Below are 12,541 nucleotides of genomic sequence, written 5' to 3' on the forward strand. Positions count from 1 at the left end.
CGGAGAGGCAGAGGGTCAGCGGCGGCGCCGCCGGCCCTCGTCCTCGTCGTCGTGCGGTCCGAACAGCTCGTCCGCGAGCGTCGGCAGATCGTCGAGCGGGGTCTCCTCCGCCCAGTCGGAGCGGCGGCGGGGCCGGCCGTCCTCGTCGAGCTGGGGCAGCTCGCGGGTCCGGTCGTTCGCCCCCTGCGGCTGCTGCCGGGAGGGGCCGGCGTCCCGGAAGATGCCCTGCGGCACCCGGTCGACCGGGTCGGACGACGGGGTGTCCCGGACGGACGGCAGCACGGCGGTCGACTCGGTGTCCCGCACGGGAGGCAGGACGGCGGTCTCGTCGGCCGCGCGCTCCTCGCCGATCCGGGGCAGGACGCTCGTCTCCGCCTCCGGCTTCGTGGTCCTCACGATCGGCGTGGCGACGGTGACCTCCTCGGGCGACACGGTCGGCTCGTCCGGCTCGGCGGCCGGCTTCCCTTCCCGCGCCTTGGCCGACGTCCCGGTCGAGGTCCGGGCCGGCGTCCCGGCCCGCGTCGTGCCCGGCTCCGCGATCCGCGGGTCCGGCTTCACGATCGGGGTCGCCTGGGTGACCTCGTTGGCCGAGAGCTCGACGGCCGCGGCCTCGGCGGCACGCGCGGCCCGCTCGGCGGCGGCGGCCGCCTCGGCCTCGGCCTTCTCCCGCGCGACCTTCGCGTCGGCGGCGGCCTTCGCCTCGGCCGCCGCCCTCTTCTCGGCGGCGGCCCGTTCGGCAGCGGCCTTGGCCGCCTCGGCGCGGAGGGCGGCGGCGGCCTCCGCCTGGGCACGCTCGGCCGCGGCACGCTCCGCCGCCGCCTTGGCCGCGGCTTCGGCCGCGAGCCTCTCGGCGGCCGCCTTCGCCGCGGCCTCCTCCGCCGCCTTCGCGGCAGCCGCGGCCTCGGCCATCCGGCGGGCCTCCTCGGCGCGGAGCAGGGCCTCCTCCGCCTTGCGCTGCTTCTCCAGGCGGCGTTCCTCCGCCTCGGCCCGCAGCCGGGCCTCCTCCTCGGCCTCCTTGCGAAGCCGCTCCTCTTCCTCCTTGCGGGCCTTCTCCTCGGCCGCGAGGCGCCTGCGCTCCTCCTCCGCGGCGAGGCGGGCCTCCTCGGCCTTGCGCCGCGCCTCCTCCGCCTGACGCTCGGCCTCCAGGCGGCGCGCTTCTTCCTCCTCGCGCCGCTTGCGCTCCTCCTCCTCGGCACGGAGCTTGGCGAGCTGCTCCTGGCGCTCGCGCTCCAGTCGCTCCTCCTCGGCCTTGCGGGCGGCTTCCTCCTCGGCGCGGCGGCGCGCCTCCTCCTCGGCCTTCCGGCGGGCCTCCTCGACGGCCTTCACCTCGGCCTCGGAGAGCGGCAGCATCCGGTCGAGCCGGTGGCGTACGACGGTGGTGACGGCCTCGGGCTCCTGCCCGGCGTCGACGACGAGGTAGCGGCCGGGGTCGGCGGCCGCGAGGGCGAGGAATCCGGCCCGTACGCGCGCGTGGAACTCCGGCGGCTCGGACTCCAGGCGGTCGGGCGCCTCGGTGAACCGTTCCCGCGCGGTCTCGGGGGAGACGTCGAGGACCACGGTCAGGTGCGGGACGAGCCCGTCGGTCGCCCAGCGCGAGATACGGGCGATCTCGGTCGGGGAGAGGTCGCGGCCCGCGCCCTGGTAGGCGACGGACGAGTCGATGTAGCGGTCGGAGAGGACGATCGCGCCCCGCTCCAGGGCCGGCCGGACGAGGGAGTCGACGTGCTCGGCGCGGTCGGCCGCGTACAGCAGGGCCTCGGCGCGGTTCGAGAGCCCCGCCGACGACACGTCGAGGAGGATCGAGCGGAGGCGCTTGCCGATGGGGGTGGCGCCGGGCTCGCGGGTGACGACGACCTCGTGGCCCTTGGCCCGGATCCACTCGGCGAGCGCCTGGACCTGGGTGGACTTGCCGGCGCCGTCGCCGCCCTCCAGGGCGATGAAGAAGCCGGTCGGGGAGGGCGCCTGCACCGGGTCGGAGCCGCGCAGCGCGTCGCGCAGGTCGCGGCGGAGCGGGACGCCCGCCCGGTCGTCGGTCTTCGCGAGGACGAGCGCGGCGACCGGCAGCAGCAGGGCGCCGATCAGGGCGAGCGTGAAGGCGGCGCCGCCGTGCTCGAAGAGGAAGGTCCCCGAGTCGGAGGCGAGCCGGTGCGGTCCGATCGCGGCCGCGAGCAGCGGCGCGGCGAGCGCGCCGATCGCCATGCCGACGCGGGCGGTGGCCTGGAGGTGCTCGGTGGTGCGGGCCCTGCGGGGCTCCTCGGTCTCCTGGTCGACGAGGGTGTGCCCGGTGTTCGCGGCGACCCCGGCGGCGTATCCGGCGAGGACGGCGAGGAGCAGCACGGTCGCCGTGTCCGGTACCAGGCCCATCGCGATCAGCGCGACGCCGGTGACGGCGGTGACGAGCGCGAGCAGCCGGCGCCGGGACAGGACGGGCAGGACCGAGCGGGCGGTGCGGATGCCGACGGCGGTGCCGCCGCTGAGGGCGAGGACGAGCAGCGCGTACGTGACGGGCCCGCCGCCCAGGTCGTAGGCGTGGAGTACGGCGACGGAGGCGGCCGCGGCGATGGCTCCGGCGACCGTCGCGCAGGTCAGGACGAGCAGCGAGAGGGCTCCGGTACGGCCCTTCTCTGCGCTGCCCTCGGCACCCTTCCCGGTCGGCCGGCGCAGCCCCTCCAGGGGCGAGCGGGGCCGGGGGGTGTCCCCGCCGGGCAGCGTCATCGCGTACAGGACGGTGACGGAGGCGGCGAACAGGCCGGCGGCCACGTACGAGCCGAGGGCGGCCTGGTGCAGCGAGAACCAGTTGATTCCAGCGCCGAGCAGGTTGCCGATCAGGGTGGCGACGAGCAGGACGGCGGCCGCGGCCGGGACGGCGAGGAAGGTGGTGCGCTGGGAGAGCCGGCGCAGCGGGCCGAGGTGGTCGGGCAGCGGCCGTACGGCTCCGCCCTCGATCGGCGGGGCGGGCAGCAGCGCGGGCGCGGCGCCCTCCCGGCTGATGGTCCAGAGCCGCTCGGCCGCGCCGGTGACGAAGACGGTGCCGAGCAGGTACCAGAGGGCGCTGCCGGGGGTCCAGTCGATCCACAGCGGTGCGATGACGAGGAGCGCGATCCGGACGCCGTCGGCGCCGATCATGGTCCAGCGCCGGTCGAGCGCGCCGCCGGGTCCGGTGAGCGCGGTCAGCGGGCCGAGGAGGACGGCTCCGAAGAGGACCGAGGCGAGCAGCCGGGCGCCGACGACGGCGGCCACGGCGAACGCGGCACCCCGTTCGCCCCCGCCGAGCGCGCCCTCGGCCACCGCGGCCTGGAGGCCGAGGAGGACGAGTACGAGCAGGGCGAGCGCGTCGCCGGTGCCGCCGACGGAGTGGGCGCTCCACAACCTGCGCAGCGGCTGGTGGCGCAAGAGGGCGCGTACGGCGCGCTCCCTGGAATCCGCGACGAGTGCGGCGTCGGAATCGCCGAGGCGGTCTGGCTGCTCTGCTCGCGTCATCCGTCCACCCTATCCGGACGGCCTTGCTCCCCGTGGCCTCCGCCCGAACATCCGGACGAGCCTGTGACAACGGGAAGGGCGGGGTGGAGGCGCGTGCCTCCACCCCGCCCTTCCCCTGCGAGGACTACTCCGGCTTCGCGGCCGCCGTCTTCTTCGCGGCGGTCGTCTTCTTGGCCGTCGTGGTCGTCTTCGCGGCCGTCTTCTTCGCGGCCGTCGTCGTCTTCTTCGCCGCGGCCTTCGTGGCGGTCTTCTTCGCGGTGGTCGCCTTCTTGGCCGGGGCCTTCTTGGCGACCTTCTTCGCCGGCCCCTTGGCCCGCTTCTCCGCGAGCAGCTCGTAACCGCGCTCCGGCGTGATCTCCTCCACGCTGTCGCCGGTCCGCAGGGTGGCGTTGGTCTCGCCGTCCGTCACGTACGGGCCGAAGCGGCCGTCCTTGACGACCACGGGCTTCTCGCTGACCGGGTCGGTGCCCAGCTCCTTCAGCGGCGGCTTGGCCGCGGCCCGGCCCCGCTGCTTCGGCTGGGCGTAGATCGCGAGCGCCTCTTCGAGGGTGATCGTGAAGAGCTGGTCCTCCTCGGTGAGCGACCGCGAGTCCGTGCCCTTCTTCAGGTACGGGCCGTAGCGGCCGTTCTGCGCGGTGATCTCGACGCCCTCGGCGTCCGCGCCGACGACCCTGGGCAGGGACATCAGCCGGAGCGCGTCCTCCAGGGTGACGGTGTCGAGGGACATCGACTTGAAGAGGGAGGCCGTACGCGGCTTCACCGCGTTCTTGCCGGTCTTCGGGGTGCCCTCGGGCAGGATCTCCGTGACGTACGGGCCGTAGCGGCCGTCCTTCGCGACGATCTGGTTGCCGCTGACCGGGTCGGCGCCCAGCTCGAAGTCGCCACTCGGCTTGGCGAGCAGCTCCTCGGCGAGCTCGACGGTCAGCTCGTCGGGCGCGAGCTCCTCGGGGACGTCGGCGCGCTGGTGGCCCTCGGCCTCCTTCTCGCCGCGCTCGACGTAGGGGCCGTAGCGGCCGACGCGGAGCACGATGTCGTTGCCGACGGGGAAGGACGAGATCTCGCGGGCGTCGATCGCACCGAGGTCGGTGACGAGCTCCTTGAGGCCGCCGAGGTGGTCCCCGTCGCCGTTGCCGGCGTCCGCGGCACCGCCGGACGCGGCCGTACCGGCCTCGCCCTCGCCGAAGTAGAAACGCTTCAGCCACGGCACGGACTGGGCCTCACCGCGGGCGATGCGGTCGAGGTCGTCCTCCATCCGGGCGGTGAAGTCGTAGTCGACGAGCCGCCCGAAGTGCTTCTCCAGGAGGTTGACGACGGCGAAGCTCAGGAAGGACGGCACGAGGGCCGTGCCCTTCTTGAAGACGTAGCCGCGGTCGAGGATCGTGCCGATGATCGACGCGTACGTCGACGGGCGGCCGATCTCGCGCTCTTCCAGCTCCTTGACCAGCGAGGCCTCGGTGTAGCGGGCCGGCGGCTTGGTCGCGTGACCGTCCACGGTGATCTCGTCGGCGGTCAGCGCGTCGCCCTCGGCGACCTGCGGCAGGCGCCGCTCGCGGTCGTCGAGCTCCGCGTTCGGGTCGTCGGCGCCTTCGACGTACGCCTTCATGAAGCCGTGGAAGGTGATCGTCTTGCCGGAGGCGCTGAACTCGGCGTCGCGGCCGTCGGCGGCCCGGCCGCCGATCTTCACGGTGACCGAGTTTCCGGTGGCGTCCTTCATCTGGGAGGCGACGGTCCGCTTCCAGATGAGCTCGTACAGCCGGAACTGGTCGCCGGTCAGACCGGTCTCCGCCGGGGTGCGGAAACGATCACCCGAAGGGCGAATCGCCTCGTGCGCCTCCTGCGCGTTCTTGACCTTGCCCGCGTAGACGCGCGGCTTCTCCGGCAGATAGTCGGCGCCGTAGAGCTGCGTGACCTGCGCCCGCGCCGCCGAGACGGCGGTGTCGGAGAGGATCGTGGAGTCCGTACGCATGTAGGTGATGAAGCCGTTCTCGTACAGCTTCTGCGCCACCTGCATGGTCGCCTTCGCACCGAAGCCCAGCTTGCGGCTCGCCTCCTGCTGGAGGGTGGTGGTGCGGAAGGGGGCGTACGGGGAGCGCCGGTACGGCTTCGACTCGACCGAGCGCACCGCGAACGCCGTGTCGGCGAGCGCGGCGGCCAGGGCGCGGGCGTTCGTCTCGTCCAGGTGGAGGACGCTCTCGCTCTTCAGCCGGCCGTCGGCGCCGAAGTCGCGACCCTGCGCGACCCGCTTGCCGTCGACCGCGGCGAGGCGCGCGACCAGCTGCGACGGGTCGGAGGCGTCACCGGTGCGGCCGGTGGCGAAGGTGCCGGTGAGGTCCCAGTACTCGGCGGAACGGAAGGCGATGCGCTCGCGCTCCCGCTCGACGACGAGGCGGGTGGCCACCGACTGGACGCGGCCCGCCGACAGCTTCGGCATGACCTTCTTCCACAGGACCGGCGAGACCTCGTAGCCGTAGAGGCGGTCGAGGATGCGGCGGGTCTCCTGGGCGTCGACCATGCGCTGGTTCAGCTCGCGCGGGTTGGCGACGGCCTCGCGGATCGCGTCCTTGGTGATCTCGTGGAAGACCATCCGGTGGACCGGGACCTTGGGCTTCAGGACTTCCTGGAGGTGCCACGCGATGGCCTCGCCCTCGCGGTCCTCATCGGTGGCGAGGAAGAGCTCGTCGGATTCGGCCAGGAGCTCCTTGAGCTTCCTGACCTGCGCCTTCTTGTCGGCGTTGACGACGTAGATGGGCTGGAAGTCGTGCTCGACGTCGACGCCGAGACGGCGCACCTCGCCGGTGTACTTCTCGGGCACCTCGGCGGCGCCGCTGGGGAGGTCTCGGATGTGCCCGACGCTCGCCTCGACGACGTAGCCGGGGCCGAGGTAACCCTTGATCGTCTTCGCCTTGGCAGGCGACTCGACGATGACGAGTCGGCGGCCGCCGTGTGCGGCTTCGCTGGTCGGGGACAACTTCGCTCTTCTCTCCGGATCGACACTCTCTGGCACGTACGGCGCTGGCACGCACGGCAGCGGCACGGACGGTGACGCTCCCGTCGCTGCGGAGTGTGACGGTACAACCCGCCCCCGTGTCAAACGGCGAAAGCCCGCAACGGCCACTCGAACGGTAACCCGAGTCCTGGCATTCCTGCCGCCCGGACTCCCGGTCGGGCGGGGCGCGACAGAATCAGGAGGGGATCGGCGAGGGCGTCAGAGGCGGCCGAAGCACCAGACGCCGACGGCGAGGAAGACGGTCCCGGAGAGGCTCGTCAGGGCGACGGCGGCACGAGGGGCGACCCCGTGGGCGACGGGCTCGCCGTGCAGTGTCCGCATGGTGGTCCACAGCAGCAGCGCGCCTCCGAACAGCGTGAACGCCGCCCCCGCGAAGATCGCCGGCCCGCTCTCCATGCCCGTACCCCGTTCCGTCCACGTGCGGTGTTGGTCTCCCGCAGCCGAGGCTGACACCTCCCGGCGTCCTGGGTGCGAATTCCGGGTGAACGCCGCGGAGCATCCCGTACGGTTTCACGAAGATGGCCGGTAGTGACCCACTCGTCACTTCTCGCAGTTCTCGTACTGCCCGGGCTGCCCGCCCGTCTCGTCCGTCACATCGTGTCGAGGGTGGCCCGGCGGCGGCTGCCCCGCTCGAAGACACCGAGCAGGACGACGGCGAGCAGCCCCCAGCCGGCGCCCACCGCGAGCTCGGCCCCGAGCAGCGAACCGTCCAGACCACCGCCGGCGGTCAGCCCGCGCGCCGCGTCCGCCGCGTGCGTGAGCGGCAGCAGCTCACCGGCGGCCCGCATCCACTCCGGCAGCGTCTCCCGTGGCACGGCCGCGCCGGTCAGCAGGAGCAGCACGGAACTGGCCACGTTCGACACCAGGAACACATCACGGAAGCGGAGCCCGAGCGCACCGAGCGCGAGCCCGAACGCCGAGCAGGCGCCGGCCGCGACGAGCAGGACGAGGCCGAGGCCGGGCAGCGCCCCGGCGGGCACCGGCAGCCCGAGGACGAGCGAGGCGGCGGTGAGCACGAAGGCGCTGACGAACAGCCCGTTGAGCACGTACGGCAGGGCGCGCCCGGTCCAGAGCGGGATCCGGTGCCGGGGCGAGAGCAGGACCGCGCCGAGCGTGCCGTACCGGCGCTCGTTGGCGACGGCCATCGTGCCGCCGTACACACCGGAGGCGGAAGCGGCGAGGACGGCGTTCCCCACGAGGTGGAAACGGTCGTCGGCGACCCCCAGTTCGCGCCCCAGGTAGACGAAGAAGAAGACCTGGAGAAGCGGCCCGACCAGCAGGGTTCCGATGAACATCGGCGGGGTCGTCCAGTTGAAGAGGGCCCGGTAGGAGATCGCCCCGCCGACGACGACGAGCCGCGCGGTGGCGAGGAAACGGAACATGGTTGTCGTGCCTCTCGAAGGTCGGGTGGGGGTGGGGCCGGCTTGGGACGGGTGGGGGTTCTCGGCGGTCTCACGTGAGGGCGAGGGTCGCGGCGGCGCGCGCCCGCCGTTCCACCCGCCCGAGGACGAGGACGGCGGCCAGGGCGTACCCGGCGCCGAGCGCGGCGGCGGCCAGCAGCGGGGTGAGCACGTCGCCGCCCGAGGTCGCCGCGTGCACGGCCCGCGCGCCCCAGGTCGTGGGCAGGGCCCAGGAGACCGGGTGGGTCCAGGCGGGCAGCACGGTGACCGGCACGAGCAGCCCGGAGAGCAGCCAGACGGGGGTGTCGAGCGGGTTGGCGAGCGCGTTGGCGTTGCGCAGCAGCACGAACGTGGCGGCGAGCAGCAGCCCGGTCATGCCGAGCGCGAGGACGCACACCGGGACGGCGACCAGGAAGAGCAGCGGGTGCGCGAGGTCCAGGGGCACGTCGAAGAGGAGGACGCCCCACAGGACGGTCGCGCCCATGGCGTACGTGCCGATGACGGCGGTCGCGAGGGTGATCGGGAGCAGCACGAGCGCGAGCGGCGTCGGCGCGACGACCAGGGTCTCCAAGGTGCCGAGCCAGCGCTGGTTCTGCACCGCCCCGCCCGAACCGAAGAGCACCGAGCCCCAGATGCCCATGAGTCCGGCCCCGACGGAGGCGGTCAGCAGCCTGTCGGGGTCCCCCGCGGCGCGGAACAGATAGACGGCGAGCGTCGCGTAGACGAGGGGGACGAGGACGGCGAAGGTGATCTCGATCGGGGAGCGCGACATGTACGAGACGTGCGTGCGGACTCCGACGAGGATCAGCCGCGGGACGCGCCGCGGGTCGACGGTACGGCCGCTCATGCCGGCGACACCTCCTTCGCGGTGCCCGCCGCGTCCTCCACGATCGCGATGTACGCGTCCTCCAGGGACGGTTCGCGGCTGGTGACCCGCCCGATCCGTACGCCGTCGAGCGCGGCGAGGACCGGTCCGTGCAGCTCGGCGGCCCCCCGCCCGGCCTGCACGGTCACGGTCTGCAGCGCGCCCCGGTCCTCGGCGGACACGCCCCGCACGCCCGGCACCCGCCGCAGCCGGTCGAGCCGCTCGTCGTCGACGCCGTACGCCTCGATCTCCAGCACATCCCGGTCCCGTACGAGGGACTTGAGGCTGTCGGGGGTGCCGAGGGCGCGGATCCGGCCGCCCGCGATGACGGCGATCCGGTCGCAGAGCTCGTCCGCCTCGGCCATGTAGTGCGTGGTGAGCAGGACGGTCGTCCCGGCGGCGGCCAGGTCGGCGACCGTACGGCGCAGATCGCGGGCGGCGACGGGGTCGACGCCGATGGACGGCTCGTCGAGAAAGAGGACATCGGGGCGGTGGAGCAGGCCGCGGGCGATGTGGAGGCGCTGCCGCATGCCGCCCGAGTAGCCCTCGACGCGCTCCTTCTCCCGGCCCAGGAGGCCGACCAGGTCGAGGAGTTCGGTGATGCGGCGCTTCTGCTCGCGGGCCGGGACGGCGTACAGCTCGGCGAAGTAGCGGAGGTTGTCGAGCGCGGAGAGCCGGTCGTACAGGCCCCGGTCGCCGCCGAAGACGTACCCGATCCTGCGACGTACGGCGACGGGGTCGCGGGCGACGTCGTGGCCGAACACCCGGGCCGTGCCGGAGGTCGGCAGGAGCAGGGTGTTGAGCATCTTGATGGTGGTGGTCTTACCGGCGCCGTTGGGCCCGAGGAGCCCGAACAGCTCCCCCGGCGCCACGTCGAACGTGACGCCGCGGACGGCCTCGGTCTCGGTCCGCCGGGACTTCGGCCACACGGTCCTGCCGGTGAAGGTGCGGCGCAGCGCGTCCGCCTCGATTGCGAGCATGCGCCGGACGGTAGGAGCCCGGGGAGGGGCCCGGCCATCGATTCGGAACGCCCCGAATCCTCGGGCCACGGCCGGTCCGACGACCCCTGCCGGCCGTAGAACCGGCCCGTCGTCAGGCCGCGGCCGCGGCCGCGAGGACGCCCTCGCCGGCGAGCAGCGCGAGCAGCGAACGGCCGGTGTCCGTCAACTGGTAGTACACCGAGCGTCCGACCCGGTGGCGGGTCACGACGCCCGCCTCCGCGAGCACCGACAGGTGCTCGGAGACCGTGCTGGGCGCGAGGCCGAGGCGGTCGGCGAGGCCCGCCGTGGTCAGCGGCCCGCCCAGCTCGCGCAGGACCGCCGCCCGGCCGCGGCCGAGCATCAGCCCGAGCCGGTCCTCGGCGACGGGCTCGGGCGGCTCGCGCAGGGCGCCCGCGCCCCGGGCCTGGAAACTGAGCGCGAACACCTCGGGGTCGTCCGTCGAGTACAGCCGGCAGCCCTCGGCGAAGACCAGCGGAACGAGGACGAGACGCCGCTCGCCCGGCGCGTACTCCGCTTCGATGTGCTTGGTCAGTTCGAGCACGGGCGGCTGCCACCGCCCCCGGGCCTCCAGGCCGGTGAACAGCGCGTCGACGCCCTCGGTCGCGAACGTCCTGGCGCGGACGAGCACTTCGTCCTCGACGAGCCGCCGCATCGTCGGCCAGTACGGCTCGATCGCCCCCTCCCAGTAGGCCGCGTACGCGTCGGCGAGCGCCGCGCAGGCGGCCTCCGGGTCCTTCAGATAGGGCTGCACGAAGGGCGCTTCGGCCATGCCGGGGTAGCAGACGGCGACCTGGGCCCGGACGAACTCCGGGTCGGTGGCCCGCAGCGCGGCCAGCTCCTCGTGGACGTGGACCGTGCCGAACGGCCGGGGCAGCAGGAAGTCGGAGACCGTGTACCGCCCGTCGGCGAACAGGTCCCACAGCGGCCGCAGCCGGTCGTCCTCGCGCCACACCACCCGCGCCTGCCCGACCCACTCCTGGTACGGCCAGGAGGGGTGCCGGTGCGGCAGCGCGAGGTGCATCGAGCAGAACGCGTCCCGCAGCGGGCTGATCGCGATCCGGGTCGCCCCGAGCGAGGCCTCGTCCAGCTCGATCCGTATCAAGCGCCGTCCCCTCCCGCGGCCGGGGCGCCGTCCCCGTCACCGACGGGCAGCAGGAAGCCCTCTTCCACGAGCAGCCGGATCGCCTGCGGGGTGCGGTCCCGCAGTATCACCGGGTCCTCGCCCATCAGCTGCCCGATCGCGTCGAGGATGCGGCCCGCGCTGAGGGTGCCGTCGCAGACCCCGGCGAACCCGGCGCCGACGTGGTCGACGCGGGTGGCGCGGCGCATGCCCCGGTTCTGCCGGAGCACGACGTGCTCCGGGTCCTCGGCGCCGGGGAGCCCGACCTGCTCCTGCACGACCTCGGGCGCGAGCGTGAACCGGTCGGCGAGAAGGGCCGCGTCGTCGTGGGAGCGGAGATAGTCCTGGCGCTCGAAGTGGGCGAGGACCGTGGGGCCGAGGGGCTGCTCGACGGGGTGCGGCCACTCCTCGACGACGATCGACGGTTCGAGGGCGCCGGACGCCACGGCCTCGTTCCGCCGGATCGTGATCCAGCCGAAGCCCACCGCGCGCGTCCTGCGGGCCTCGAACTCGTCGAGCCAGCGCCCGTACGCCTCGTCGTACGCGTCCGGGTCGCCGCGGTGGTCGCCGCTGTCGCGCAGCCACAGCTCGGCGTACTGGGTGATGTCCTGGACCTCGCGCTGCACGATCCACGCGTCGCAGCCCGCGGGCACCCAGGACCGCAGCCGGTCCTGCCACTCCTCGCCCTCGACGTGCTGCCAGTTGGCGAGGAACTGGGCGTGTCCGCCGTCGTTGAGCCGGTCGCCCGCCTGCTGCACGAGCGTGCGGCACAGGTCGTCGCCGCCCATCCCGCCGTCCCGGTAGGTGAGCCGGGCGCCGGGGGAGATCACGAACGGCGGGTTGGAGACGATCAGGTCGTACGTGTCCCCGTCGACCGGCTCGAAGAGCGAGCCGGTCAGCAGCTCGGCCTCCCGGGCCCCGGAGAGCGCGAGGGTGAGCCGCGTGAAGTCCAGGGCACGCGGGTTGAGGTCGGTGGCCGTGACCAGGGTGGCGTGCTGGGCGGCGTGCAGCGCCTGGATGCCGGAGCCGGTGCCGAGGTCGAGCGCGGAGGACACCGGCGTACGGACCGTGATCCCGGCGAGGGTGGTGGAGGCACCGCCGACGCCGAGGACGACCCCTTCGTCCTTCCTGCCGATCCCGCCGGCTCCGCCGACGGCACAGCCCAGGTCGGAGACGATGAACCAGTCCTCGCCTTCGGGCCCGCCGTACGGCCGGATGTCGACCGTGGCGGAGACGGTGTCGTCCTCGCGCACCACCCAGCCGTCGGCGAGGGCCTCGTCGAGCGGGAGCGCGGCGGCGGCCTGCTCGTGCGCGACGCCCTGCTGGAGCAGGAAGAGCCGGACGAGGGTCTCCAGCGGGGAGTCACCGCGGGTGGCGCGCAGCGCGGGCACGGTCTCGCTGCGCGCGAGCGCGGCGTAGGCCGGGGCGCCGAGCAGATCGAGGAGTCCGTCGGCGGTGAAGTCGGCTGCGAGGAGCGTCTCGCGCAGACGGGCGGCGTGCGCGGGCACCGGGAGGCGGGGAGGCAGGCTGGTCGTACTCACCGCTCCATTGTGACCGCCGCCACCGACAACCGGGCGGCCGACCCGACGGAGGGCGGCCGAGGACGGCGGCCGACCCGGCGGAGGGCGGCCGAGGACGGCGGCCGACCCGACGGAGGGCGGCGGAGAA

The 12,541-nt window shown here is 73.9% G+C and carries 8 protein-coding genes; all 8 read right to left on the reverse strand.

What is annotated here, in order from left to right; all coding sequences use genetic code 11:
- Nucleotides 1-15: 15 nt before the first annotated feature.
- Nucleotides 16-3,480 (reverse strand): dTMP kinase, encoded by a 3,465-nt coding sequence (gene tmk / locus ACIP84_RS11285; protein ID WP_401797337.1) that lies wholly within the window; start codon nt 3,478-3,480, stop codon nt 16-18.
- Nucleotides 3,481-3,604: 124 nt separating this feature from the next.
- Nucleotides 3,605-6,448, reverse strand: coding sequence for a type I DNA topoisomerase (gene topA, locus ACIP84_RS11290; RefSeq protein WP_355964130.1), 2,844 nt, complete (start codon nt 6,446-6,448; stop codon nt 3,605-3,607).
- A gap of 237 nt (nt 6,449-6,685) precedes the next feature.
- Nucleotides 6,686-6,883 (reverse strand): hypothetical protein, encoded by a 198-nt coding sequence (locus tag ACIP84_RS11295; protein ID WP_355964131.1) that lies wholly within the window; start codon nt 6,881-6,883, stop codon nt 6,686-6,688.
- Between the two features lie 194 nt (nt 6,884-7,077).
- Nucleotides 7,078-7,869, reverse strand: coding sequence for an ABC transporter permease (locus ACIP84_RS11300; protein WP_401797341.1), 792 nt, complete (start codon nt 7,867-7,869; stop codon nt 7,078-7,080).
- Between the two features lie 70 nt (nt 7,870-7,939).
- Nucleotides 7,940-8,734, reverse strand: coding sequence for an ABC transporter permease (locus ACIP84_RS11305; RefSeq protein ID WP_401797344.1), 795 nt, complete (start codon nt 8,732-8,734; stop codon nt 7,940-7,942).
- On the reverse strand, nt 8,731-9,732 hold the full coding sequence (locus tag ACIP84_RS11310) for an ATP-binding cassette domain-containing protein (RefSeq protein WP_401797347.1): 1,002 nt from the start codon (nt 9,730-9,732) through the stop codon (nt 8,731-8,733). Before ACIP84_RS11310 ends, ACIP84_RS11305 begins: the two co-directional genes overlap by 4 nt.
- 112 nt (nt 9,733-9,844) lie before the next feature.
- Nucleotides 9,845-10,855, reverse strand: a complete 1,011-nt coding sequence (locus ACIP84_RS11315; RefSeq protein ID WP_355964138.1) for a helix-turn-helix domain-containing protein — start codon at nt 10,853-10,855, stop codon at nt 9,845-9,847.
- Complete coding sequence (locus ACIP84_RS11320; RefSeq protein WP_401797350.1) at nt 10,852-12,414, reverse strand: methyltransferase; 1,563 nt, start codon at nt 12,412-12,414, stop codon at nt 10,852-10,854. The genes ACIP84_RS11315 and ACIP84_RS11320 overlap by 4 nt, the downstream gene beginning before the upstream one ends.
- Nucleotides 12,415-12,541: the final 127 nt, after the last annotated feature.

Source organism: Streptomyces sp. NPDC088707 (assembly GCF_044752725.1).
Taxonomy (GTDB): Bacteria; Actinomycetota; Actinomycetes; order Streptomycetales; family Streptomycetaceae; genus Streptomyces.